We start from the raw sequence: 26,151 nt of genomic DNA on the forward strand, positions 1-26,151 counted from the left end.
CGTTAACACTTAGCTTTATTTTGAATAAGGTTTAAATTTACAAGTAAATTTTGATGTTAACAACCCTAATATTGACAGCTCTTTTGTAAGTAAATATTTTTTATTTATAAAAGAGCTTATCTCTGAACTAACTAAACAAGGTACTAAACTATGGCAAGAAGTCACAAACTTAATGATGTAAGAAATATCGGTATTGCTGCACATATTGATGCAGGTAAAACAACAACAACAGAAAGAATCCTTTTCTATACTGGTGTTGAACATAAAATCGGTGAAGTTCATGATGGTGCTGCTACTATGGACTGGATGGAACAAGAACAAGAACGTGGTATTACAATTACTTCTGCTGCAACTACTTGTGAGTGGGCTGGTAAGCAGATTAATATTATCGATACTCCGGGACACGTTGATTTTACTATTGAAGTTGAGCGTTCTATGCGTGTACTTGATGGTGCTGTTTCAGTATTTTGTGCTGTTGGTGGTGTTCAACCTCAATCAGAAACAGTTTGGAGACAACGTAACCGTTATAAGGTTCCTTCAATTGTTTTTGTTAATAAAATGGACAGAACTGGTGCAGATTTCTACGAAGTTGAGCGTCAAATTAAAGATCGTCTTAAAGGTAACCCAATGCCTATTCAACTTCCAATTGGTGCGGAAGCTGAATTTGAAGGTGTTGTAGATTTAGTTACTATGAAAGAAATTGTTTGGGATCAAGATGCTGAAATGGGTTCTAACTACCATGTTCAAGATATTCGTGATTCTTTACAAGAGATAGCTGCAGAGTACAAAGAAAAAATGATGGAAACTCTTGCGGAAGTTGATGGTAATGATGACTTCGCTGAGAAATTCTTGGATGGTGGAGATTTCACAGAAGCAGAAGTCGCTGCTGCAATTAAAGCTGCTACACTTGGTATGGCTGTTGTTCCAATGACTCCAGGTACTGCATTTAAAAACAAAGGTGTTCAGACTTTACTTGACGCTGTTGTTGCTTACTTACCTTCACCTGTTGAATCAGAAGCAATTATGGGTACATTAATGGATGATGAAGAAGTAGAAGTAGCTGTTCCTTCAACTGATGAAGGCGATTTTGCTGCACTTGCATTTAAAATTATGACAGATCCATTTGTTGGTGTTCTTACATTTATTCGTGTTTACCGTGGTTCATTAACATCTGGTTCATTCGTTCATAACTCTACTAAAGATAAAAAAGAAAGAATTGGCCGTATCGTTAAGATGCACGCTATTAAACGTGAAGAAGTTAAAGAAATTTATGCTGGTGAAATCGGTGCAGTTGTTGGTCTTAAAGCTACAACTACTGGTGACACTTTATGTCAAGGTGAGGAAAAAGTTGTTCTTGAGAGAATGGACTTCCCGGCACCAGTTATTTCTGTTGCAGTTGAGCCAAAAACGAAAGCTGACCAAGAAAAAATGGGTATTGCTTTATCTAAGCTAGCTGCGGAAGATCCATCTTTTAGAGTTAATACTGATGAAGAAACTGGTCAAACTATTATTTCTGGTATGGGTGAACTACACCTTGAAATTCTTGTTGACCGTATGAGACGTGAGTTCTCAGTTGAAGCTGAAGTTGGTGCTCCACAAGTTTCTTATAGAGAGTCTATTAAAGAGAAAGTTGATCAAGAGTACAAATATGCTAAACAATCTGGTGGTCGTGGTCAATTTGGTCATGTTTATCTTACTGTTAAACCAGGTGAGCCAGATACAGGATTTGTATTTACAAATGCTATTAAAGGTGGATCTGTTCCTAAAGAATTTATTCCAGCTGTTAGAAAAGGTTGTGAAGAAGCAATGTCAAATGGTGTTCTTGCGGGTTATCCAATGGAAGATATTGATGTTACTCTTTATGATGGTTCTTACCATGATGTTGATTCAAATGAGATGGCGTTTAAACTTGCTGCATCAATGGGTTTCAAAGAAGCATGTCGTAAAGCTAAACCTGCAATTCTAGAGCCAATGATGAAAGTTGAAGTTGAAACTCCTGAAGAAAATATGGGTGATGTTATCGGTGACCTTAACAGACGTCGTGGACAAATCAACTCTATGGGTGACCGTGCTGGTAGTAAAATCGTTGATGCTCACGTTCCTCTTTCTGAAATGTTTGGTTATTCAACTGACCTTCGTTCTGCTACTCAAGGACGTGCTACATACTCTATGGAATTTGATCATTATTCTGAAGTTCCAAGAGCTGTTTCTGAAGAAATTCAGAAAAAGAGAAATGGTTAGTCTTTAATCTTTTCTTGATACTCCTTTTGGAGTATCATTCTTTTTTATCCCCTCCAATTATTACTCAATTTACTTATAACAATTTTCTGATATAATTTCATAAAGGACATTAATGAAATTTTTTCTACTTACAAGCCTATTATCTGTTTTATTAATGGCATTAGAAACTGCAAATCCAAAGGTTTATGCAGCTTTAGGAGATGAAGTTTATGTAAATGCAGTACATATAAAAAAGCTGAAAGCTCTTAAACATTATGCGAGTTATGCTGATAAAATTGATAACTACATAGCAAATGTAAAAAAGACAAAAAAACTTGGATATGACGTAGAATCAGGTAATCATTCGAACATCAAGTTAGATTATTTACACCAATTACGTAAACATAAAAACGTAAATGATTATTTTCTTAGAAGTGCACAAAGTACTTTGAAATTAGCTTTAGATACAAAAGATACTTCTTTATTTATTAATATTGTTAATAGTAAGTTAATTGATACAAAACTCAATAGAAAAATAATTATGAATTATTACAAAGTACATAAAAAAGATATTAATCCAGATGGTATTATACAAATATATTTAGATGAAGATAAAGATAAAGCTGAAGCTAGAAGAAACAAAAATAGATGGAAGCAAAAAGCAAAAAAAAATCTTCAAGAAGAAAAAATAGCGAGACTTAGAAAAAATGATAAATTAGATGAAGAAGCATTAGATAAAAAACTCTCAGATGAACTAAAAGCAAAAAAAACAAAGATTAGACAAGAGCAAGAGAAAGAGCTATTTAACTAAGTCCATATATATTCATCTTCCAAAGATGGACGACCTTGCAGCGTAGTATATGGCTTATAATTAGCCTTGTAGCTAAGAGAAGGGCAGTCTTGTACATAATAGCCTAGATAAATCCATTTTTTATTAACTTCTTTAGCATATTGGATTTGTTGCAATAAGGAAAGTTTTCCTAGTGAAAGATGCGAATAGCTTGGATCATAATAAAAATAGATAGAAGATATCCCATCTTCAAGTATATCTATGAGATCAACTCCTATTAATTTTTCTTCATGAAAGTAGAGTACTTCTTTTCCGTATTCTGCATGTCCAGTAACAAAAGAGTTATAGTAATGATCTGCAGTAACATTTTGGAAATTCCAGTCTTTTTTTTCTTGCATAAAACGATGGTATTTATCAAATAAATTTAGATGCTCTTGAGTAAGAGAGGGTGTTTGCATATATATATTTAAATTATTTGCTTTTTTAATAACGCGCTTCTCAGATTTTGAAAAGGAATAATTCACAACATCAATCTTGATACTTTGGCATTCATGACAATCTGCACAAATTGGTCTAAAGTACATTTTACCAAATCTTCGATACCCACGTTCAACTAATTCTTGGGTAGTTTCTGCAGAACAATTGTTAATAATTTTATAATGTGTAGTCTGTTCTTTATTATCAAGATAGGAACATTTATCATTTAGGGAAAATTCTTTAAGTAGATTCATACGCGAATTTTGACATAATTTGCTTAATATAGAAGTAACAGAGCATAAATAAGGTGAATAAAGTATGAATTATTTTTTACAATACAAAATTATTATACTCAGAAGTTTAGGTGCGCTGATGTTAATTATTGGTTTTGCAGTACATTTTTGGACTATCCCAAAAGAAGGCTTAAGTCAAAATGACAAGGCAGCTGCAAGAGTTGCAAGAATGGAAGCTAGTGCAAAAGGGAAAAGTTCAAGTAATTTTAAGTCTCCTAAAAAAGATGATTCAAAATTTTTAGAAAAGCTAAAGGACACACAAACAAAACAAATGCAATATATGACTATTTTAGTAATGGTATTTGGTGTGGGTTTTTTAGGATATAGCTTTATACCTAAAAAAGAAGATACTTAGAGTAGAGAGATATTATTTTTTATAAATGAGGATTCCCCTCATACTTACGCAAGAAATCATATTACGACTTGTTCATTGAAATCAACACTCCCTCTATCATAGCGTCTATATCTCCATCAAGTATTCCAGATATGTTTGAGAGTGCTTCGTTGCTTCTAGTGTCCTTAACTTGTTGATAAGGTTGCATTACATAAGAACGAATCTGATGTCCCCAACCGATTTCACTTTTAGAGATTCCGTCTTGTTCTGCTTTTTGTGCTTCTAGTTCTAATTCATAGAGTCTAGATTTTAACATTTTCATAGCTGTAGCTTTATTCTTATGCTGGCTTCTATCATTTTGACACTGGACTACAACTCCAGTTTCTATGTGAGTAAGGCGAATTGCAGATTCTGTTTTATTAACATGTTGTCCACCTGAACCACTTGCCCTATACGTATCTACCCGTATATCTTTATCTTCAATGACAATATTGATATCATCATCAACTTCTGGTGAAACCATCACAGAAGAAAAAGATGTATGACGTTTTGCATTAGAATCAAACGGTGAAATACGAACAAGACGGTGAATACCATTCTCAACCTTGAGGTATCCATACGCATTTTCGCCTTTAATGATGATAGAAACATCTTTTATACCAGCTTCTTCGCCCTTTTGATAATCAAGTATTTCAACTTTAAAGTCACGTCTCTCCGCCCATCTTTTATACATTCTAAGAAGCATCTCTGCCCAATCTTGCGATTCAGTTCCGCCTGCTCCTGGGTGAATTGAAAGGATTGCATTGTTTGCATCACTCTCTCCACTCAAAAGAACCTCAATCTCCATATCTCTAATTTGTTTTTCTAAACTTGGGGCATCATCATAAAGAGAAGTTATTGATTCTTCATCATTTTCTTCTTTTGCCATCTCGTAAAGTTCATTTGCATCATTTACAGCGTCATTTGCTACGTTATATTTATTTAGTTTTCTTTGGAGTTGTGTTTTTTCTTTTTGAATCTTCGCGGCATAATCTGCATCATTCCAAAAATCTTGATCACTTTCTAAGTTTTCTATCTCGTCTAATCTATTTTGAATTTTTTCAGGTTCAACTACACCTGTAATATTAGCAATCTTAAGTGTTATATTTTTTAAAAGCTCTGTATATTCATAGTTATCCATAATAGTAATCCAATAGTGTATAATTTCAAGATTATATTATATTGGGACTTAAAATGAAGATTATTATCACTCCATTGGACTTAAAAGAGTATTTAAAAACAAATAGAAAAACGATAGGCTTTGTTCCAACTATGGGGGCTTTACATGAAGGACATATCTCTCTAATAAAAGAAGCTCGAAAAAACAATGAGCTTGTTGTAGTTTCCATCTTTGTAAATCCTACACAGTTTTTAGAAGGTGAAGATTTATCAACGTATCCAAGAAAAGATGATGCAGACAAAAAAATATGTGAACTAAGTGGCGTAGATATTTTATTTTTCCCTCATGCTGATGATATTTATGGAAAAGATGAAGTGAGTGTACTCTCTCCTAACGTAAGAGGATATATATTAGAAGGTTATAGTCGTCCTGGACATTTCAATGGAGTACTCACGGTTGTAAATAAACTTTTAAATATTGTTAATCCAACAAATGCATATTTTGGTAAAAAAGATGCGCAACAACTTAACCTAATATCCTTAATGGTAAAGCAACTCTTTATGAATGTAAATATTATTGCTATGGATACTATGCGTGAGAGTGATGGTTTAGCGATGAGTAGCAGAAATGCTTACTTGAGTAAAGAAGAGAGAATTGAGGCTCTGAAAATATCTAGTTCTCTTCAAGTTGCTTTTGGAATGGTAAATCGTGGACTTACTGATACTAAGGTAATAGAAAGTAAAATGAGAGAAACGCTTCATACTTTAGAAGTTTTTTACGTAGCGATAGTGAACCGTGATTTTGAGCAGATACAAACTATAGAGATAGGAAATACTATAGTTTTAGTAGAAGTTAAAGTAGGTACTACGAGATTACTCGACAATATCTGGCTTTAAGTATCCATCTTCGACTAAAATATCAATAGCTTTTTTAAATGTAGGAACAGCAGTTTGAGAAGCAAACTGGCTCTTCTTAGGTTGTACTACAATGGCACCCATGGTCAGGTTTATATATTTATCATTTACAAATCCCATGAAAGCAGTATTGTACTTTCTGACATACTTACCTTTTTCAACTATGTGAGCGGTCCCAGTTTTTCCACCAACTGTTAAGCCTTTTGTGATAGTTTTTGTACCGGTACCTTTAGTAACTGTTTTAACTAAAATCTTTTTCATTTTCGCAGCAGTTGCACTTTGTATGATCTGTATAGCCTCTTCATTTTCTAGTTTTGTTACTGCCCCAAATTCATCAATAAAACTCTCAACTAGCTGAGGCTTTATCATCCGGCCATTATTATTAAACGCACTGTATGCACGCATAAGTTGCATAAGGTTTACACGCATGGAGTAACCATAAGAACTTGTTGCTTTATAAATTTTCTTATTGAGCCGATTAATACTTGGGACTGAGCCTGACTTTTCATAGATTAAATCTGGAGTAGATTTCTCTGTAAAGCCAAAACTTTTTAGTCCCTCATGAAACTCTTGTCCATTAAGTTTTTGAGCAAGTTGTGCAATACCAACATTAGATGAGTGAACGATTACATCTTCAGCAGATAACCAAGCAAATTTATGCTCATCTGTAATAACTTTTTTACCAATTTTATACTTACCATTATGGCCATTTACCAAATCATATGGATTAATCTTTTTTTTATCTAAAAGTAAGGCGAAGGTAATGGGTTTAATTACACTTCCTGGCTCAAAGCTATACTCTATCATACCACTATTTAAAGATGGGTAATCACTTTTTTTGATGGCTTTTGGCAAAAACCTGTTAGAACTAGCCATGGCTAAAACTTTTCCTGTTTGAGAATTCATAACAGCGAGCATAACCTGCTTTGCTCGTAATTCTTTTTTCATAAGTGAACACATTCTTTCAATTTTAATCTGTAAAGCTATTGGTATAGTAAGTTTTATATCCATTCCGTTGAGGTTTGGCTTAGTGAAACTATCTTTGTTGAGAATAATATAAGAGTTTACATCACGTTTACCACGTGAAGACCCATCTTGTCTGGATGAAAGTTCAATATCAAATCTTTTTTCAAGACCTTTTATTCCCTTTATCCGGGTATATCCATCATCTTCTTGCTTATGGGCATAGCCAATAATTGGTGTGAGTACATCCCCATATGGATAGAGCCTAGTCTCGCCACTCTCAATGATACTCAGACCATGCATAGCTCTTAAACCAGTTCTTTCGTTTTTGATTTCTATAAATACTTTGTATCGTCTCAGTTCATAGGCTAATTTTTTAAGATACTGGGCTTGTTTTTCTGGAACAAGGTAGCTAAGAACTACTACTCCTTTTCTTTTATGAAGTCTTTTTTTTACTTCTTTAGCATCAATTCCAGAGTAAATGCTAAAAAGCTCTATAAAAAGTTCTTCTTTTTGTGGGTCTATATAGTAGTTGTTTACAACTGCTTTATAAAGTTTTTTTGTAGTAGCTATGTGAAAACCATCTGCGGAAATGATACTTCCACGTTCAGACTTGGAACTTTTATGAGTATAAAGAGATGGAAGATGACGGGATTTTAAACTTGTAAGAAGCATAACACCAAGAAAGACTAAAAAGCCTAAACCAATGAGGCCATAAAGAAGTAATATTTTTTTGCTTTTGTTTTCGTTTACCATAAGGTTATTATAACTGTGTACGACCTAATTCTTTGTATGCATTAAGTGCTTTATTTCTAATTTCAAGCATTAATTTCATATTTATCTCTGCTTTACCAATCGCCATTGCAGCTTGGTGAAGATCTTTTACTTGTCCAGTTGCTAAATCTGCTACTGCACCTTCACTTTTTACTTGAAGCTCATTTACTTCACCAATAGCAGATTTAAGATGCTCAGCAAATGCTTCACCACCGGTTGTGTTTGATTTTGCCTTTTGATTTAAAAGGTCCGCGGTAGAAGGAGCTTTTAAACCATTAATCATAGTAGTACTCATAATCTACTCTCCTTGACAAGGAGAGTTATCGATACATAATATAAACATTCTTACTCTCCTCCTTATTGCATTAACGATATAGCTGAATTTGCCATATCTTTAGCACTTTGAAATGCAGAAACATTCGCTTGGTATGAACGTGTTGCTTCTACTAGATCGGCCATTTCTATCACAGGATTAATATTTGGGTATGCAACATAACCATTTGTGTCGGCATCTGGATGTTGTGGATCAAATTTTAACTTTGGCTCACTGTCATCACGTGATATTTTATCAACTATTACACTCATTATAGCAGGATTAACTATTTTGCCAAAATCTCCCTCTTTTAAAGGGTCTTGATATTTGGCACTTTTAGTACTGTTTCCTAGAGCTTTGTTATAGACTTCATTAAAATCAATCGCTTTAAAAACAACCTCTTTACGTCTGTATGGTCCACCCTCATCTGTACGAGTAGTCTGTGCATTAGCGATGTTTGAAGAGATTGTATTTACCCGAACTCTTTGAGCTGAGAGTCCATATCCGGAAATATCAAAACTATTTAAGAAGTTACTCATCTTAGTTTACCTTTTGTGAAGCGTCAATTACACTTTTGTAAATGCCACCGGATTTTTTATTTGCTTGGATGAGTGCGTTAAACATAGTTGAGTTTTTACTCATTTCTGTTGTTTCTACATCTAGGTCAACACTATTTCCATCATTTCTAGCCATGTGACCATCTCTAAAAAAAGTTGTAGGTCTGTAGTCAGCTTTTTGAGCTTGGGGTTTTAAATGTTGGTTGTTTGTTTGAGCAAGAGCTAAGGTAGTCTTATCATTCTTTTGTAGGTCAGCTGCTTTTTTTGCAAGCGCATCCTCAAAACTTATGTCTCTTGGTCTATAAAAAGGAGTATCAGCATTAGCAATATTTGAAGCAATCATATCTTGACGGGCTGCTCTGTAGTCAAGAGCATCAGATATAAGACCATGCGTTCTGGATATTGAAAGTGCCATTATGTACTCCTTTTTATATAGTTAAAATTCTAAAAGCAAATATTATTCCATAAAGATTCATTTAAGTTACAAATATAAATATAATGAAACCATATCTACATTAAGCAACAATTTAGATAAGGTGATCCATAATGTGTTTACGGCTACTAGAGTAGTCATATTTTATATAATTAAGGAGTTCTTATGAAAAGAGCTGGTTTTACAATGATCGAATTGATCTTCGTTATCGTTATTTTAGGTATTTTGGCTGCGGTTGCAGTTCCAAAACTTTCAGCAGTTAAAGATGATGCACAACTTGCAAATGCAAATGAAAATTTTTGTCTTAACTTAAAAACTTCAATCTTATCTTACTCAGTTAGACATGGCGATTCAATCGTTGATGTTAATTTAAGTAAATTTGTGGAAATTCCAACTGATTGGACTGGACATACAAACGGACAGCTACCAACAGCAAAAATTAATGCAGTTAGTGCTTCTAGTTTAACAGCCTCTTTATCAAATGCAACAAATAATGTGCATATATTTTTTATTGATGGAAATGGATCAGTTCCATATAGTTGTTTAGTAGGAGATGTTTCATCAAATGCTAAAACAGCTGCTGAAGCAAGAACTCTCATTAATAATGGTAGTAACTACTTATAATAGTTCTTATTTAATTCCCAAGTTTTACTTGGGAATACATCGTGAAAAATTATACCTTCAAAGAACAAACTCCTAAACTTCAAATTTAAATAATCAAATAGATGTTAAAATAATGCATAAAGGATTTTTCATGCGAACATCAAAATACGCTTTTACCATGATAGAACTAGTTTTTGTTATAGTAGTTCTTGGGATTTTAGCGGCTGTAGCTATTCCAAAATTAAGTGGTTTTACTGATGATGCAAATCAAGCACGAGGTATGGCTACGATATCTTCTATAAGATCTGGGATTATAAATGAAAGACAAAGTAATCTTATTAAAGGTATTACTGCTTTTCCTGCGTTCTTAGATGACACAACTACATATAACACAATTGATCTTGAGCTTTTTGATGGTAATGGTACAGGAACAGATGATATCCAAATCTTACAATATCCAGTGTACTCAAAATCAGAATCTGGGGGTTGGATGAAAACAGCCGCTAATAGATATAACTTTTATATGAGTAAGACTACAACTGTACAGTTTGACTATAACACTACAACAGGAAGATTTGATTGTGATTACAGTGATTCTAATTGTAAATTATTAACACGTTAAGTATTATACATAATTGTATTTTTATAAAATAGCTTTCATTGCTTCACCATTAGAACCACTAACGTATGCCTCAGTACTCAAAATAGAATGTGGCACTCTGGTTAGTGTTTTATTAAGAAAAAAAGAGTGCTCTGGTGTTATACTTTTAGAATGTGAAGAACCTGATTTTAAAGTCACAGAGTTTAGTTATGAAAGTAAGTCCTATTATTCTATAAAACAGATAGCATTAGCAAAGTTTATTGCTACATATTATATATGTTCTTTAGGGGATGCTTTTTCTTTGATGGTTCCTTATTCACTAGAATATGCAGATCAATTAGATAACACTGAGGACATTGCTGAATCCAAAATAGAACTTTCTCATAAGCAAAATACAGCATTAGATTATCTTAAAAAACATAAAGTCTCATTACTCTTTGGTGACACAGGAAGTGGTAAAACAGAAGTATATATGAAGTTATTTGAAGAACAGTTGGCTCTTTCAAAACGCTCTGTTTTTCTTATGCCTGAAATCTCTTTAACCCCACAAATGGGTTTACGATTAGAAGAGCATTTTGGCGCGGCAGTTGTAATGTGGCACTCCAAACTTACACCTTTACAAAAGAAAAAAGCGATGGCTAAGATACGAAGTGGTAAAGCATATATCATCGCTGGTCCCCGTTCTGCTTTGTTTTTACCTATAGAAGACTTAGGCCTAATTGTTGTGGATGAAGAACATGACGATAGTTATAAATCGTCTTCTCGACCACGATATAATGCTAGAGATATCGCAATCTATATGGGAAAAATTTATGATGTACCTGTAGTTTTAGGTTCCGCAACGCCGAGTTTAAGTTCCTATGTAAAGTTTCCTCATGTCAGATTAAAGGGTGGCCATTTTTCATCTCAAAAAGAATTTGTGTACGAGAAAAGTGCTGAGAGCTTATCTCCTTTAGTTATGAATGCTCTTGAAGCAACTACAAAAGCAAAAGAACAATCCATAGTCTTCCTTCCTACTCGTGCAAATTTTAAATACCTTATTTGTGGAGATTGCGGACATACATATGAGTGCGCTTTTTGTAGTATTGGGATGAGTATTCACCAAAAAACTCGTTCTATGAAGTGTCACTACTGTAACTTTACGCAAGCTATTCCTCAAGTGTGTTGCGAATGCGGAAGTGCTAATCTTACTAGTTCTCGTCTTGGAACAGCAGAGGCTGTTAAAAATATTTCTGAAGAATTTCCAGATTTAAGGGTGGAACAGTTTGACCGTGATGTTATTACTACACAAGCAAAACTAAAAAAAGCACTCAAGCGTTTTAATGACAATGAAACAGATATTCTCGTTGGAACGCAGATGCTAAGTAAAGGACATGATTACCATGGAGTAACTTTAGCAGTAGTTCTTGGAATGGACAATATGCTAAACATGAGTGATTATCGCTCAAGAGAAAAAGCTTTATCTTCTCTCATCCAAGTTGCGGGACGTAGTGGACGTGCAAAAAATGCTAAAGTTTTAGTACAAAGTTTTAATGAAGACTTTTTTTCTATGTATATAGAAAATTATGAAGGTTTCTTAGAAGAAGAGAAGTTTTTTAGAGAAGGTTTATATCCACCGTTTAAAAAATTATGCAGAGTGTTATTTTCTCATAAAAATGGAGCTAAAGCACAAGAAACAATGCACAAAATGCACGAATATCTTTTACATATGCCAAATATTGAAGTAGTGGGATATGGAAAGTGTGCGATTGAGAGAGTTGCAAATAAATATCGATTCGAGATATTGCTTCGTTCAGATAAAAGTACAGACTTAATTAAAGCTATAACTGCGACTAAAGTACCCTTATGCGAGATAGATATGGATCCTATAGAATTTGGCTAAAAATTAAAAATCTTCACATACTATAAGTATGCTTCCTTGTTTGCGCCTTGAATATATATAAATATTTCTAATTTTACTTACACTTTTATATTGTCAAAAAACCAGTAAAAGGCCATGAGCATTCCTGGTGTTTTTTGGAAAGATTCATCAAACATAAATTTTCTTGCATCATCTATATGAATATAAATAACCTCTATATCTTCTTCTATAAGACCGCCACCATCATTCACTTTCATTGATTCGTTACATATTGCATAGTAGAATGTTTGTTGTGTTCCGGAGATTCCAACACTTGTGTAATGAGTACTGATCTTTTTTAAGTTTTCAAGGGGTATGTCATAACCACATTCTTCTAGGACTTCTTCTTTTGCTATTTGGATATTTGAAGCTTCTTTATCTACTAAACCGGCGCATAATTCATACATCATTCCATCACGTTTATTCGCATTTAAAACAGGTGCACGGAATTGTTTCACGAGGATAAAAGAGCGTTTCTCTTCATGCCATAATAAAATTGCTACACTATCATGAGCTATAACAGTCTCCCAAATTTTTTTCTTGCCACCCAGAGTATAGTTAAGTAGTATTGGCTTGATAAATTTAGGATTTTTTAATTCTGAGATAGAATCTATTTTAGTTAACAACACATTCTTTCTTTTCGTTTGTGTAGTTAAAATAGCACGAATTGTCTATTTTTCTTTGTTTGATATATTTTGTTTCATTTTGTAGGTGAAGGGCTATACTTTGGTTGTAGTTTGTAGAGAGTTTAACAAAGGCTTTTTTTTCCTTGTTTTTAAGTTTTTTTGTCGTTAACTGCACTCTTTTTGCAGGGTTAATTGCACGACCACGTTTTCTAAGTTCAAAGTGTAGATGTGGTCCTGTTGAGCGTCCTGTTGTTCCAACATAGCCAATAGTTTGGCCCTTTTTAACACGTTTGCCTCTTTTTATCCCGCGACGGTAAGATTTTAAGTGTGCATATCTTGTTTCGTAGCCATCTTTATGACGAAGTTTGATGAGTTTTCCATAACTCCCCATTCTCGCTGCATAAGTAACTGTTCCGTTTCCTGCGGCTACAACTGGAGTTCCTCGGCGAGCAGCATAATCCATCCCTAAATGTGCCTTCCATCTTTTTAGAATTGGATGGAATCTTCTTTTAGTAAATCTTGAAGAGATACGAGCATGCTTTACAGGACGAGCGAGTAGGAAGCTTTCAATTTGTGTACCTTTCTCATCATAGTAACGTCCATCGTCATTAAGGTAAATATAATGAGGATTATTATTAGTCTCAACCATTCCGGCCTTTAAAGTAGGCATAGAAAAAGGTTTTCCTAGACGGTACTTTTGCTCATAAATCATCACTAAATCATCGCCTTTGCGTAAAGCAGTAAAGTCAAGTGACGTTCCAAATCCTGTAAGAAATATTGAAACTAGATTGATTGAGCCGGTTTCATTTTTTATATCTATGGACGGATTTGACTTTATTTTGAGTGTAAAAGTATCTGTTCTTGTTTCACTTATAATGGGGATAGCTTCAAATTTATAAGAATCTTCAAATTTATAGATATGGATTTGAAGTTCATCATTGAGAGGAATTAAAACTTGTACAATTTCACCATTTCTATCTTTAAGGTAGTTACAGTGAACTCCAGCACGAATCTCTTCTACAAGTCTTCTGTCATCTACATCAAGCTTATCGAGTAAAGGCTTCCTTGGTAAAGCATTGTTTTGTAAAAAGTCAGAGTATGTTAGGCCATTTTCCCAAAGAAAATCTTCAACGTCTGCGCTGTAAAGAGAGGTGAGTGTCAAAAAAAGTACTAAAAGTCTTAACATATATCTTGAACCTAGAATTAAATATTTAGCAAACTCTATCAAAATTTGCCTTAGTCTGAGATTTGTTTGCTATAATCACATTATAAATTACAACTAACAGGACGAAAATTGATGAAGCAAATTACTTTATTTTTGATTTTTACACTAGGTTTATTTGCGGGAGTTATTAAGGCACCAATTGTGAGTGTTGATAACGTAAATAATGTAGTCACTATCAAGGTAAATAAAATAGATATTGGAGTAAGTGGTTTTCTAGTTCATAGATTATCTCAAAGAACAAGTTCGATTTTAAAAAGCCTTGAAGTAGTGGACTACAATGAAGCAACTGGTATCGCCACTTTAAAAATGGCGAAGTTTGACTCTCTTTTACAAAATTCTCTGCCTACTGGAAATTGGGATGTTGAGGTTGGAGATATTGCAATACTCGCTTATGGATACACAAGAGCACTTTTAATTGCACCAAATGAAGAGATATATTATAGAATCACTAAGGCTACAAAGCAAGTGCATTGGCTTCACCCAGATATTTTTACAACGATACTTTCATTTAATGGGCATCCAACACCTTTAGAATCTGATTTTTTAGCTATGAGTAATGCAACTTCAATAGGGCTGATTTTTTTCTATCTTCACCAAAAATTATTTACAGTTGATGCACAAAGTATGAAGGTTATTAACATTAGTGATGCTGCTTTAAATCAAACAAAAGTTCAGTTACCGTTTTATAGCCGTATTTATGAGATAGATGCTGCATGGTTTGGAGAAGGAAGCGATATACTTGAAGAGTATGAGCCTTATTACTGCAATATGTTAATCCAAAATAATCCAAGTAACAAAGAAATTCAAAGAATTTGTTCAATGAAATCAAATATAACAGAAGAAGGAGAAAGCTCATGGTCGATCAAAAGCATTTACAACAATTTATTTTAATAGTAGGACAAGAGAACGTTTATAGTGATAAAGCACATTTAATAGCATACTCTTATGATGCTACACGCGAGCATTTTGAGCCAGATGCAGTTGTGTTTCCAAGAAATGAAGAAGATGTTAGTAAAATTTTAAAATACTGTAACGAACACCAAGTCATTATTGTTCCTCGTGGTGCTGGTAGTGGTTTTACTGGTGGTGCACTACCAAGTGCTGGTGGTATAGTTCTTGGTTTTGAGAAACACATGAATAAAATTCTAGAAATTGATATGAAAAATATGGTTGCTATAGTACAACCTGGTGTTATCAACATGGACTTACAACGTGCAGTGGAAGAGGTGGGGTTATTTTATCCACCAGATCCAGCATCTCAAGAGTACTCTACATTAGGTGGAAACGTAAGTGAGAATGCTGGTGGTATGCGTGCTGCAAAGTATGGAATTACTAAAGACTATGTAATGGCTACACGTGCAGTTTTACCAAATGGTGATCTCATTAAAGCTGGTAAGAGAACTATTAAAGATGTAGCTGGATATAACATATCTGGTATTTTAATAGCTTCAGAAGGAACATTGGCAGTTTTAACTGAGATTACTTTAAAGCTTATTCCAAAACCTAAGATGACAAAAACAGCTATGGGAATTTTTGATAGTGTCTCAGAGGCAATGGAAGCAGTGTATAAAACAATGGCAAGTGGAATTACTCCAGTTGCAATGGAGTTTTTAGATAATTTAACAATCCGTGCAGTTGAGCAAACTTATAATAAAGGTTTACCTGTTGAAGCTGGTGCTTTACTTGTAACAGATGTTGATGGAAACCTTGAAGATGATTTAAATTTTCAGCTTGCTCAAATTGAAAAAGTTTTCAAAGAAAATGGTTGTACTGAATTTAAAATTGCAAAAGATGATAAAGAAGCAGCTGACCTTTGGTTTGCAAGAAGAAATGCTTCACAGTCTATAACTGTTTACGGAAGTAAAAAACTTAATGAAGATGTTACTGTACCTCGCTCAGCTCTTCCTGAACTTCTTGAAAAGTTTTATGCTATTGCTGAAAAATATGACATTAATATTCCATGTTTTGGTCATACAGGCGATGGAAATGTGCATACAAACGTAATGGTAGACGGTAAAGATCCAGAACAAGTAAAAATTGCATACTTAGCTATAGAAGAAGTTTTTCAGGCTACTATTGACTTAGGTGGAACATTATCTGGTGAACACGGTATTGGTCTTGCAAAAGCTCCTTATATGCATATGGCATTTACAGATGAAGAGATGAACCTTTTCAAGTCTATTAAGATGGCATTTGATCCAAACAATATTCTAAACCCTGCTAAGATGGGTTTAAACTAGGACATAATTGTGAAAGTGGAGCAAGTCGTTAATAAGAAAAATATAAAGCATTTATTTCACCATATAATGCTTTTTATTCAATCTTTTATAGATAAAGAGCTTACTCTTTATGCGGCTTCACTTTCTTTTTATACGATCTTCACCATTATCCCACTTCTTTTGATAATGCTAACTCTTTTAACATCACTCCCAAGCTTTGCAGAGCACTATGAAACGATAAAGGGTTTTATATTTTCTAATCTTATGCCGGTAAACTCAGAAGCTATAATGGAACATATCGATGGATTTTTAGCAAACTCTGCGAAGATGGGAATTATAGGTTTAGCTATGATTTTGGTTGCATCACTTTTATTTTTTAAAAACTTTGAGTATATTGCAAACAAAATCTTTCACGCAGACTCAAGAACACTTTGGGAGTCAGTAACAACATACTGGACTATGCTTACACTTACTCCTATAGCACTTGGAGTATCTTTTTATATTACAGGCTATATTGCTACTTTAATGTCAAATCATGAATATACGGCAGGTCTAAATATTTTACCTCTTGTACCATATATTATTATATGGGGCTTATTCTTTCTCATCTTTCAAATTGGTCCAAATGCTAAAATTAACCCTAAAGCTTCGATGATAAGTTCATTTATCATTGCCATAGTTTTTAGTATTTCTAAGAATGCATTTATATACTATGTATTTTTTAATAAGTCTTACACAACAATGTATGGTTCATTCGCCATAGTGATGTTTTTATTTTTATGGATTTATGTTTCGTGGATTATTTTTATCTATGGACTTAAGTTATGTTACATTATAGATCGCGTATATAAAAATGAAGAGGGCGAAGCTAAGTAAAACATAAAGAAAACTCTTTTTCCAAATACTAAGAAATGAAAGGGTAATAAACAAAGTTATTATCTCCCATGAAAGTCCTACTACTCTTGCATCTGCATTTAATTCTAAAATCCATACTAAAGCATTATCAAGTAAGTTTGCAAAACCAATGAGGTGAAGTACTATGCTTAGTGGATAAAAGAGAGTAAAAATAGATGTCCAAAGAATGGATAATGGGTGATACACGCTAAAGTTTTCAAAGATAAATAATGAGAGCGGTAACATCATGAGGTACACCCAAAAAGGTACTAATATAAATTGCCATACCTTGTTGAGATGTTTAAAGTGAATGAGAAATAAGAAGATATAAAATACTCCAGATACACTGAGCCAAAATCCAAGAGAAAAGAAAAGTCTTGGGCTAAAGCTAAGTATAATAATAGCTGTTAGCAGAAGTGTCCACATCGAAACAATTTTAAATCCTCTATCGTATAAAATAAATCCAATAACTAACATTACATAGGCTCGCAGTAATGACGGGGGAGAATCTAAAAAAAGAAGATAGCCAAGTAAAAGTACACTTATGACAATGAAAGAATCAAGTTTGTAACTTCTGTATGGAAAAAATCTGTTTTGAAAAAATGTATAGGGAATTTTAAATAAGAAAAAAAGTAAGGTTGAAAGTACGCCTAAATGAAAACCACTAATGGCTAAAAGATGAGATACTCCAAGTGTTGAAAATATAGCTTGTAGTTCTCTACTTAAGGGTGAAGCAGTGTATAGTGCTTGGTATACTTTAGTTATATTATTGTTTTCATGTTCTGTGGCTAGATAAGAATTTAACTCTTCTTTGAGTGTAGGAATATATTGGGCATTATTATCTGTGATTTTAGAAAAAACAAAAAAACTACTCATATATTCATAGAAAGTTATTTTACCTGCCCAAATTTCTAATGATATTTTTTGAGATTTGGACTCAGGAAATGATTTTTTAGCAGTTGTATAAAAGCTAAAACCTTTTTCAGACTTGAGTTTTAAAACTTGGTATGTTTTCATTTTCCCATTTTTGCGTATTTTACTTTTTGTATATTGTTTGAGTACTGTAGCTTGTATGAGTTGGGAGTCAAATTTTGTAAGATTTGTATAGTTGTTAAACTCTATAAGAAGAGAGTAACTGAGGATAAATCCGCAGGCTAAGATGAAAAGAAAAAAGTCTCTCTTAGATCCAAAGAGTGAAACTTTTTCTAGCATTTTTAGAGTTGTGGCATTGAGATTGAGGACTCTCCCATATCTACATTTGCTGAGCGTGTATCTACATTTTCATAGACCGTTTCAACTCCTGCTGAGAATTTTGGAGCATCAACAAAACGGGTAAGTTTTTTCTGAAAGACGAGTTTTACATGACCCGTCGGACCATTTCTTTGTTTACCGATGATAATCTCTGCATCTTCTTCTTCTTTTTCTACATACTCTGATATAAACTCTTTACCTTCTGCTTTTGCAGCTTTTTCACGCTCTTTTTCTTCTTTGTAAAGATATACATCGTCACGGTATACAAAAAGGATAATGTCAGCATCTTGCTCAATAGAACCAGACTCACGAATATCGCTTAGCATCGGTCGTTTATCATTTCTTGATTCTACTCCACGGTTAAGCTGAGAAAGAGCGACTACGGGCATCTCAAGTTCACGTGCGAGCATCTTTAGACCACGAGAGATTTCAGATACCTGTATATGTCTATCTTGATTCCCAATACCTTGCATAATTTGAAGATAATCTATTACGGCAATCTCAATTTCAGGGTGTTGGTTTTTTAATTTTCTTAGTTTAGATCGAAGTTGGTTGATATTGAGACTTCCTTGATCATCTACAAAAAGTTTTGCAGAGTTCATGTTGTCTATCGCACCATGAAGTGAAGCCCATTGGTCATCATTCATATCGCCTAAACGAAGTTGTTGTAATGGAATTGAAGTTTGTACCGAAAGTAGTCTGAGCATTAATTGCTCAGCTGGCATCTCTAGGGAGAAAAATGCAACACCTTTGCCTTGGTTTATAAGTGAATTCACCGTATTTAAGATAAACGAAGTTTTTCCCATTGCTGGACGAGCGGCAATAATAACTAAATCTCCTTTACCAAAACCAGTTGTCATTTTATTAAGTTCGTGAAATCCAGTGTCGACACCAACTAAAACGGAGTTTCCACGAGCTTTCATCTCTTTGATGTACTCCATCGTATCATATGTCATTTGTGGCGAATCTTTAAAGTCACTTGTTTGATTGTCTTGTGTTATCTCATAAAGTTTTTTCTCTACAATATCAATAACTTCGGCAGCTGGGAGTTCTTCTTCTACTGTTACTCTTTTTATCTCTGTTGTGAGTGTAAGGAGATGGCGTTTAAGAGATTTATCTTTGATTTCATTTACATAAGCTTTTGTATTTGAGATTGGATTTGCTGAAAGTATTTCAAGCATAACTTGTTCATCAAATTTCTTGATCTTAATGAGTTCTTTTTTTATAAACTCTTCATCTATGGGTTCATCTCTTTGCATAATCGATGTCATAGCTATAAATATCTCTTGATGGGCAGGAAGATAAAAATCATCTTTATTCAGCGCTGTACTTAAATCATCGAATTGTTGTGGTTCAAAAACAATAGAGCTGAGAATAGAACGCTCAAAAGCTAAGTTGTATAAGTTATCTTGCATATAGGTTCGTTCTTATTATTTCAATATTAATCATGGAGTAATTTTAGCATAAATGCTTTAAACAAAAACTTGATGAATTATGATAAACTAAAGTATATATTAACATACGAGGATTACTCTACGTGCCATCAAGTAAAATTAGCCTTAAGCAACAAGAGTTCAATGATGCAATGAAAAAGTATCATAAGATACCGTTTTATCAAAATACCTACAAACTTATTTCAATTATAAATATTACGTTACAAATTATTTTAGTGCCTATTTTATTTTCACTTTCTATATCATATATTTTGATTATCCCGATACTTTTTGTTGCGTATTTTCTCACGGATTTTATAAATGGTTTAGTACATCTCTATATGGATCATAATGATAACTACAGCTCTTTCTTGGGAGTTTTTATCGCTAGTTTTCATCTTCACCATAAAACTCCTGAATATAAAAATAATAATATTTTTGCCATATATTTTAATGAATCAGGTATGAAGTTTTGGTTAGTTATTTATCTCTTAGGTGTTTTGATTTTAGCAATTCTCGGGATTAATCATATTCTCTTAGCTATTTTAATATTAGTTGGAATACTTTCATCTTTTGCAGAAGTGTCACACTACTTATGCCATAATTCAAAGTCTAAATCAGTTAAGTTTTTTCAGGGTATTGGAATTATCCTGTCTATGAAGCATCATAAAAATCATCATAATGAAGATAATAATAGCTACGCATTTTTAAACGGTATGAGTGATTTTATTATAGACAAAATAGCACACACTTTTTACAGCGGATATAAAAATAATTCTGATAAACATTATGAGCATTATCAGGGAGAAGATACTTCGAACCGTACTATTTAAAACTTTCTAATATAAACTTTATGATTACTTGAAACTCAGGCCTTGTTAAATCCCAAAGACCAGTATCTTCATTTTTTTTAGATATAAACGAGTCTTGTGGTTTATGTAAGTCTTTTCCAGATTGAGAATACATAGTGTAAGAGTAGACTTGACCTTTATTTAAAGCTTTTGGATATATCTCATGACCCTTTAGAAGACATTTTTTGTAATCAGAAAAACATCCTACGATATTATTTTCTTGAACTGTGGATAAGAGTAAGGTCTCTAAATTTCCTAAGTCTTTGTTGTTAGGAGTTAAGAAGTAGTTGATTTTTGAAGAATCTATTTTAGATTTTTTTATAGATAGTTCAATGTCTTCTTGTGATTTTTTAAAATCATCATCTGCATCTTCTATAATTGCAATTTTCTCAATTTTTGCATCTTGATCTTTTAAAAATGATAGTTCAATATCTAAGTTACCTTGTCCATTCATATTTACAATCACTAAGTTATGAAAAGTGTATTCTTTTCCATTTTTTTCAAAATCATTAAAATTTTCTATTCTATTATTTTTTAAACAAACATATTTTACAAAAGCTACATCTGTAATACCTTCTACTAGCAGATATTTTTTCATCGTACATCTGCTCCTCTATTGATACCATATGCAAAATTATCATACTGCATAACAATAGGAGTTATATTATTTTTCTCGTCTTTATAGAGTTGAATAGAACTGATGTCTTCATATTTTAATTCTTCACTTGCTTCTATCAATGCTTCAATACTTTCTTTATCATGTGTAGTTACAAAAAGTTGAATTTTTTCTTTCTGTACTATTTCTATAAGAGCTTTCCAAATATCTTTTAGTTTAGAATAATGTATGCCATTTTCTATTTCATCTATGAAGATACTACTTCTTGAGTTTAGACCTTTTGGGTTTGCGAGAAGCGTCGCTAATATCTCAATATATCTATTAGTGCCTTCTCCAAGTTCTGATGATATTAAAGATTGTTTTGGATACTTTAAATTTATTCTTAAAAGAGGTTCATTATTTATTACCTGAGGTTCTATCCACGCTATATTTGGGTCGAGTATTTGTAAATATTCTAAAAAATCTTGCTGAATACCTTGAGTTTGGATTCTGGAATATAATTCAACAAGTGTTTTATTTTTCGGTTTTGATGAATTTATATAACTTTTTGGAATATTTTCTAGATTTATAATTACTGGAGGAATGAGTTCGAGTTTGTCATTTACATAGCTCACTATAAGTCCAAAATAGTCTTGATTAAAATTTTTTAACTTTTTCTTTTCTTCACTATTAAGTAGGGCTTTCTCTTTATATGTTACTGTTATTGTACGATTATTACTTATGGTAGAGAAATTTATTTTTTTTAAATAATTAGTAAATTGATTATCACTAATATCTCTATTTTTGGAAATTACCAAAAAAGGTACAATATTATAATTGGTAAAGATGCCATTATCAAATAGGGAATCTTGAATAAATAAAGCCTCAAGTAAAGCAGTTTTTCCAACATTATTTCCACCACTAATAATATTGATTTGGCTTAAGCCTTCAAGCTTAAAGTTTTGAAAACATTTATAATCTATTATTTCTATATTTTTTAACATTGAAAATCCTATTTAATCTACTTGAGAAGCCATCTCTTCAACTTCACTTATAAATCTATCAACAAGTTCAGATTCATCAAGATTAGCAACCACTTCACCCTTTACCATAACAAGACCTTTACCTTTTCCATAAGCGATAGCTACATCAGCATGTGCTGCTTCACCAATGGCATTTACCACACAACCCATAACTGAAACATTGAGTGGTGTTTTGATATGTGCTGTTCTTCTTTCTATCTCTGCGACCGCCGTAACAAGATCTGCTTCTATACGTCCGCAAGTTGGACAAGAGATGATGTTTAGACCATCAGGCATAGCTCCAGAGTCTTTTAAAATTGCGCGTGCAACATTTATCTCTTCTTCTAGTTCACCCGTGATAGAGACACGCATAGTATCTCCAATACCATCAAGTAAAAGTGTACCAAGTCCGATAGAACTCTTCACCGTTGCATGAAAAAGTGTACCCGCTTCTGTAACACCTAAATGGAATGGGTAGCTATTTTTTGGACGAAGCATTCTGTATGCATCTACTGTTCTTTGTACATCACTTGCTTTAAGAGATATTTTAATATCGGTGAAGCCAAGGTCTTCAAGATACTTTATATTATACTCAGCTGAAGCAACCATACCTTCCGAAGTTTGACCGTATTTGTTTTCAAACTCTTTTTCTAAACTTCCAGCATTTACACCAATACGAATGGGAAGATCACGTGCTTGACATGCTTTTACTATTTCAGCAATCTTTTGTTTATTTCCAATATTTCCAGGATTAAAACGGATACAGTCTACTGATTCAGCTGCAATAAGTGCTAGTTTATAATTGTAGTGAATGTCCGCAACAAGAGGTAAAGAGATTTGTTCTTTTATAGATTTTAATGCAAGTGCATCTTCCATATCTGGAACTGCAACACGAACGATGTCACAACCTGCAAAGTGTAGACGGTTAATCTGTTCAACTGTAGCGGCAACATCATGCGTATTTGAGTACGTCATTGACTGTGTACTAATAGGTGCATCACCACCAACTGCTACATTTCCGACATATATTTTTTTAGTTTGGACTCTATTTATCATAAGAGGATTTTATCTTTTTTGAGATAAAGAAGGGCTTTGATTATTTTAGTGCTTGATAAATCCAATCCCAATTTACTGGGATTGAACTGCAAAGAGTAATTAACGATTTTTTCCATATTGCTTACCTTGAGCGTCTTGGGTACTTGAAGACTCATTATTATGGTCTTGGGCACCATTTTCATTTTGTGGGTACTCTGGATGACAGAAGTTCGTGCCATCTATGCTACCAAGAACACAACACCCATCAGTTACGCCCATGGTTTTGAGACCTTGATCAAAAGCCCAATAGTGAGAATAACTTCCATCTCTTAAAAACTCAAATGTTGTTAAAATATCTGATGCTTGGGAATCTTGAGCTAATTGTATATCTACATCTAAGTCATTAATATCTGTTACTTCAATGATACAACCAACCTCTAAGGCATCTTGAGCTGATTGCACACCTTTAGCTATTAAAGTATCATAAAGTGATTGTATAGCCGAAATATCATAGGTTCCAGCTTGCATGTTTTCTATCATCGTATTTTTATAATTTAGTTCTATTAAATCAATATTTGTAAATTCGATGGGGTCTTGTATATACTTCTGGATTAAGAGTTGTACAGCTTTAATATGGGGGCGTTCACCGTTTGTTGCGATGTTTGTGAATTGTATCATTTCTGGGTATGTTTCATAAAGTTTGTTGTACACATCGTAAGCTAAACGTTCCTCATTACCCATGTAGGAAAGTGTATTTTTAAGTTCTTGCGTTAGTAGTGATTGTGGAGTCAAAATAGCATCTATTATAATTGGAGGTAAGTCATCTATAGCTTCACTTAAAGCATCGTTTAATGCGACTGTATTGTCTAAGTGTTCTGTCGCATCATTTTCATCAATCAAATCGACATCTGCATCTAAGGCATAAAGATTGAGGTTATCTGCATCAAAGCTTTCTTCTCTTATAAAAGAATCTTTAATTTGCTGAGAGATTCTTAATCCATTACTTGGATTTTTATCATCATCACACGACTGGAGTAACACTGCCATAGCAGCTACATCTTTATGTTTCGTATCATTTCTATCAAGACCCAGTAAGTCTTGAGGAAATATCTGTTTGTCAGCAGGCATAGATAGAATTTTTCCAAGTTGTAAACCACCTAATGAAAACGTTACAGGAAGTCTTGCACAGGTAAACGAACCATTAGCATCTGTAACACCATATGAAGCATCCTCACACTTGTAATCAGCATTTTCAACAAAATTATCTACTAGTTGTCCTGATATTTCTGTTGAAGATAGAGGTGTGCTTGCATCGCTACCACCACCTCCACTACAACCTATAAATAAAAGAGATGAGGTTAAAAGTACTGTAGCTAATTGTATTTTATTATGTATCATGATAAATCCTTGATTTTTTATTAGAATTTTATTTTCTTAAGAGTATTGTAATATAAGAGTGTGAGTGAAGTGTTAGCTAGTTTAGAAGTAATAGCCAAGTTCTAAAGAGAGATTGTATTTACCTGCACTATCGCTTAGTCCATAACCAAAGGAAGAAGTGGTAAACCAGTTTTGATCAATGGAATAAAAAGTATGTAGATATAAAGTTTCTAAAGGTGCGATGTTTGTGTATATACTTTGTGTATTACTGTAAGAAAGAGAGTTGTAGAGTTTGATATTTGTGTAAAATCCAAAGCCAGCATTATACGCCTTGGTGTTTTTATATTCTATGTTGTAGTCTTTCACGTCTGCATCATTTATTATTGTGTAGCTATAGCTAGCAAAAATATTTATTTTTTGAAGATTATAGGTGAAGTTGAGATGAGATATATAGTCTGTAGTGTTATGAAAATCTGATTGGTATGTTGGCAAAATAATTCCTGCACCTATATTAATTGACAAATCTTTAAAGGTTTGCACAGTGTAATTAAATGTAAGGTAAGAATCGTTTAATCCACTGTCATTATACGTCAGACTATCGGAGTTAAAGTAGGAACTGGAAAATTCAACTGAAAAGTTTTCATAATAATACTCAAGCACGAGAGTCGTGTAAAAAGTATCACTAAGCTCATCTGTATTGTAATTAGTTTGTGCGTAGCTGGCACCCAAAATAATGTCAAAATGATGTGGGTACTCTAATGATTTTATGGTGCATCCACTGATGTCAACCAAATCACTTATAAGAGTCTTTGGACATTTGTCATCTTTATCCTCAACACCATCTATATCAAAGTCATCATAAGTACATAGAGTTGTTACGTTTAATGTTAAGATTAAGAGATAGGTAAGAGTTTTTAGCATTAATGATGTGGTTTTGAAATCTGTTGTTTTTGTGAGTTTGGAGAACTTGTATACTTCTTGAGGTTTTGCTTTTGAAGTCCTTTTTGCTGCATCATTTGTTCATTATGCATTTGTTTTTGAACAGGTGTTTGCATTGTTTGGACATGAGAACTTTGTGTACTTTTTAATTTACTAAGTGTCTCTTCTCTTTGTACTTGATTCATTTGACTCAACTGCACTTTAAGTTGGTTCATCATAGTAACTCTTTTTTGAGGAGAGGATTCAGACTTCAGTGCTTTGATTTTCTCATCCATAGAAATATCAGCCTGTGTTAATGTAGATAGTGGTAAGAGCAAAAAAATTAATTGTATATATTTCATATTTTTCCTTTA

Annotated in this window: 27 protein-coding genes; 11 read left to right on the forward strand and 16 right to left on the reverse strand. The window is 33.3% G+C overall.

The features are described from left to right. Positions 1-150 precede the first annotated feature (150 nt). Entirely contained in the window at positions 151-2,241 is a 2,091-nt protein-coding gene (fusA, locus tag ACI9TV_RS00140) for an elongation factor G (RefSeq protein ID WP_415248725.1), read from the forward strand. Between the two features lie 112 nt (positions 2,242-2,353). Beyond that, a complete protein-coding gene (locus tag ACI9TV_RS00145) occupies positions 2,354-3,031 on the forward strand; it encodes a hypothetical protein (protein ID WP_415248726.1) in 678 nt (225 codons plus the stop codon). On the opposite strand, the gene ACI9TV_RS00150 is transcribed toward ACI9TV_RS00145, so the two are convergent. Further along, positions 3,028-3,741: an arginyltransferase gene (locus ACI9TV_RS00150; protein ID WP_415248727.1), complete on the reverse strand. Its 714-nt coding sequence runs from the start codon at positions 3,739-3,741 to the stop codon at positions 3,028-3,030. The two genes, ACI9TV_RS00145 and ACI9TV_RS00150, sit on opposite strands and share 4 nt — an antisense overlap. A gap of 64 nt (positions 3,742-3,805) precedes the next feature. On the opposite strand from ACI9TV_RS00150, the gene ACI9TV_RS00155 reads away from it, so the two are divergent. Beyond that, positions 3,806-4,135: a hypothetical protein gene (locus tag ACI9TV_RS00155; protein WP_415248728.1), complete on the forward strand. Its 330-nt coding sequence runs from the start codon at positions 3,806-3,808 to the stop codon at positions 4,133-4,135. A gap of 61 nt (positions 4,136-4,196) precedes the next feature. Here ACI9TV_RS00155 and prfB read toward each other — a convergent pair whose 3' ends face one another. Next, entirely contained in the window at positions 4,197-5,294 is a 1,098-nt protein-coding gene (prfB, locus tag ACI9TV_RS00160; RefSeq protein ID WP_415248729.1) for a peptide chain release factor 2, read from the reverse strand. Between the two features lie 53 nt (positions 5,295-5,347). Between prfB and panC the strand changes: the two genes are divergently transcribed. Continuing rightward, positions 5,348-6,169, forward strand: coding sequence for a pantoate--beta-alanine ligase (gene panC / locus ACI9TV_RS00165; protein WP_415248730.1), 822 nt, complete (start codon positions 5,348-5,350; stop codon positions 6,167-6,169). On the opposite strand, the gene ACI9TV_RS00170 is transcribed toward panC, so the two are convergent. From ACI9TV_RS00170 to flgB, 4 genes are all read right to left on the reverse strand, one after another. Next, positions 6,146-7,906, reverse strand: a complete 1,761-nt coding sequence (locus ACI9TV_RS00170; RefSeq protein ID WP_415248731.1) for a peptidoglycan D,D-transpeptidase FtsI family protein — start codon at positions 7,904-7,906, stop codon at positions 6,146-6,148. The genes panC and ACI9TV_RS00170 overlap by 24 nt on opposite strands. A gap of 7 nt (positions 7,907-7,913) precedes the next feature. Next, positions 7,914-8,207 carry a flagellar hook-basal body complex protein FliE gene (gene fliE / locus ACI9TV_RS00175; RefSeq protein ID WP_415248826.1) on the reverse strand — a complete coding sequence of 98 codons (294 nt, stop codon included), beginning with the start codon at positions 8,205-8,207 and terminating at the stop codon, positions 7,914-7,916. A gap of 74 nt (positions 8,208-8,281) precedes the next feature. Beyond that, complete coding sequence (flgC, locus tag ACI9TV_RS00180) at positions 8,282-8,776, reverse strand: flagellar basal body rod protein FlgC (RefSeq protein WP_415248732.1); 495 nt, start codon at positions 8,774-8,776, stop codon at positions 8,282-8,284. 1 nt (position 8,777) lies between these two features. Continuing rightward, a complete protein-coding gene (gene flgB, locus ACI9TV_RS00185; RefSeq protein ID WP_415248733.1) occupies positions 8,778-9,209 on the reverse strand; it encodes a flagellar basal body rod protein FlgB in 432 nt (143 codons plus the stop codon). Between the two features lie 183 nt (positions 9,210-9,392). Between flgB and ACI9TV_RS00190 the strand changes: the two genes are divergently transcribed. The 3 genes from ACI9TV_RS00190 to ACI9TV_RS00200 all read left to right on the forward strand — a co-directional run bounded on the left by ACI9TV_RS00190 (position 9,393) and on the right by ACI9TV_RS00200 (position 12,313). Next, on the forward strand, positions 9,393-9,851 hold the full coding sequence (locus ACI9TV_RS00190; protein ID WP_415248734.1) for a type II secretion system protein: 459 nt from the start codon (positions 9,393-9,395) through the stop codon (positions 9,849-9,851). 130 nt (positions 9,852-9,981) lie between these two features. Then, entirely contained in the window at positions 9,982-10,452 is a 471-nt protein-coding gene (locus ACI9TV_RS00195) for a type II secretion system protein (protein ID WP_415248735.1), read from the forward strand. Positions 10,453-10,465: 13 nt separating this feature from the next. Further along, positions 10,466-12,313, forward strand: coding sequence for a primosomal protein N' (locus ACI9TV_RS00200; protein WP_415248736.1), 1,848 nt, complete (start codon positions 10,466-10,468; stop codon positions 12,311-12,313). 77 nt (positions 12,314-12,390) lie between these two features. Here ACI9TV_RS00200 and ACI9TV_RS00205 read toward each other — a convergent pair whose 3' ends face one another. After that, complete coding sequence (locus ACI9TV_RS00205) at positions 12,391-12,957, reverse strand: NUDIX domain-containing protein (RefSeq protein WP_415248737.1); 567 nt, start codon at positions 12,955-12,957, stop codon at positions 12,391-12,393. Further along, positions 12,947-14,143: a peptidoglycan DD-metalloendopeptidase family protein gene (locus tag ACI9TV_RS00210; protein ID WP_415248738.1), complete on the reverse strand. Its 1,197-nt coding sequence runs from the start codon at positions 14,141-14,143 to the stop codon at positions 12,947-12,949. The genes ACI9TV_RS00205 and ACI9TV_RS00210 overlap by 11 nt, the downstream gene beginning before the upstream one ends. Before the next feature lie 111 nt (positions 14,144-14,254). Here ACI9TV_RS00210 and ACI9TV_RS00215 point away from each other — a divergent pair, with 111 nt between their 5' ends. The 3 genes from ACI9TV_RS00215 to ACI9TV_RS00225 are packed head-to-tail and all read left to right on the forward strand — an operon-like array spanning position 14,255 to position 17,277. Beyond that, a complete protein-coding gene (locus tag ACI9TV_RS00215) occupies positions 14,255-15,073 on the forward strand; it encodes a plasminogen-binding N-terminal domain-containing protein (protein WP_415248739.1) in 819 nt (272 codons plus the stop codon). Next, positions 15,037-16,422: an FAD-linked oxidase C-terminal domain-containing protein gene (locus ACI9TV_RS00220; RefSeq protein ID WP_415248740.1), complete on the forward strand. Its 1,386-nt coding sequence runs from the start codon at positions 15,037-15,039 to the stop codon at positions 16,420-16,422. Before ACI9TV_RS00215 ends, ACI9TV_RS00220 begins: the two co-directional genes overlap by 37 nt. 9 nt (positions 16,423-16,431) lie before the next feature. Beyond that, positions 16,432-17,277: a YihY family inner membrane protein gene (locus ACI9TV_RS00225; RefSeq protein WP_415248741.1), complete on the forward strand. Its 846-nt coding sequence runs from the start codon at positions 16,432-16,434 to the stop codon at positions 17,275-17,277. Here the strand turns inward: ACI9TV_RS00225 and ACI9TV_RS00230 are convergent. Continuing rightward, positions 17,224-18,507, reverse strand: coding sequence for a ComEC/Rec2 family competence protein (locus tag ACI9TV_RS00230; RefSeq protein ID WP_415248742.1), 1,284 nt, complete (start codon positions 18,505-18,507; stop codon positions 17,224-17,226). The genes ACI9TV_RS00225 and ACI9TV_RS00230 overlap by 54 nt on opposite strands. 2 nt (positions 18,508-18,509) lie before the next feature. Next, positions 18,510-19,961 (reverse strand): replicative DNA helicase, encoded by a 1,452-nt coding sequence (locus ACI9TV_RS00235; protein ID WP_415248743.1) that lies wholly within the window; start codon positions 19,959-19,961, stop codon positions 18,510-18,512. Between the two features lie 122 nt (positions 19,962-20,083). Between ACI9TV_RS00235 and ACI9TV_RS00240 the strand changes: the two genes are divergently transcribed. Next, entirely contained in the window at positions 20,084-20,812 is a 729-nt protein-coding gene (locus tag ACI9TV_RS00240; protein WP_415248744.1) for a fatty acid desaturase CarF family protein, read from the forward strand. Here the strand turns inward: ACI9TV_RS00240 and ACI9TV_RS00245 are convergent. From ACI9TV_RS00245 to ACI9TV_RS00270, 6 genes are all read right to left on the reverse strand, one after another. Then, positions 20,805-21,428: a DUF3226 domain-containing protein gene (locus ACI9TV_RS00245; RefSeq protein WP_415248745.1), complete on the reverse strand. Its 624-nt coding sequence runs from the start codon at positions 21,426-21,428 to the stop codon at positions 20,805-20,807. The genes ACI9TV_RS00240 and ACI9TV_RS00245 overlap by 8 nt on opposite strands. Next, positions 21,425-22,429 (reverse strand): AAA family ATPase, encoded by a 1,005-nt coding sequence (locus ACI9TV_RS00250; protein ID WP_415248746.1) that lies wholly within the window; start codon positions 22,427-22,429, stop codon positions 21,425-21,427. Before ACI9TV_RS00250 ends, ACI9TV_RS00245 begins: the two co-directional genes overlap by 4 nt. 12 nt (positions 22,430-22,441) lie before the next feature. Beyond that, a complete protein-coding gene (gene ispG / locus ACI9TV_RS00255) occupies positions 22,442-23,503 on the reverse strand; it encodes a flavodoxin-dependent (E)-4-hydroxy-3-methylbut-2-enyl-diphosphate synthase (protein WP_415248747.1) in 1,062 nt (353 codons plus the stop codon). 99 nt (positions 23,504-23,602) lie between these two features. Further along, positions 23,603-24,880: a DUF2202 domain-containing protein gene (locus tag ACI9TV_RS00260; protein WP_415248748.1), complete on the reverse strand. Its 1,278-nt coding sequence runs from the start codon at positions 24,878-24,880 to the stop codon at positions 23,603-23,605. A gap of 81 nt (positions 24,881-24,961) precedes the next feature. Next, on the reverse strand, positions 24,962-25,780 hold the full coding sequence (locus tag ACI9TV_RS00265) for a DUF3187 domain-containing protein (protein WP_415248749.1): 819 nt from the start codon (positions 25,778-25,780) through the stop codon (positions 24,962-24,964). Beyond that, positions 25,780-26,139: a hypothetical protein gene (locus tag ACI9TV_RS00270; RefSeq protein WP_415248750.1), complete on the reverse strand. Its 360-nt coding sequence runs from the start codon at positions 26,137-26,139 to the stop codon at positions 25,780-25,782. The genes ACI9TV_RS00265 and ACI9TV_RS00270 overlap by 1 nt, the downstream gene beginning before the upstream one ends. Positions 26,140-26,151 lie beyond the last annotated feature (12 nt).

It is taken from the genome of Sulfurimonas sp. (genome assembly GCF_047622445.1).
Taxonomy (GTDB): domain Bacteria; phylum Campylobacterota; class Campylobacteria; order Campylobacterales; family Sulfurimonadaceae; genus Sulfurimonas.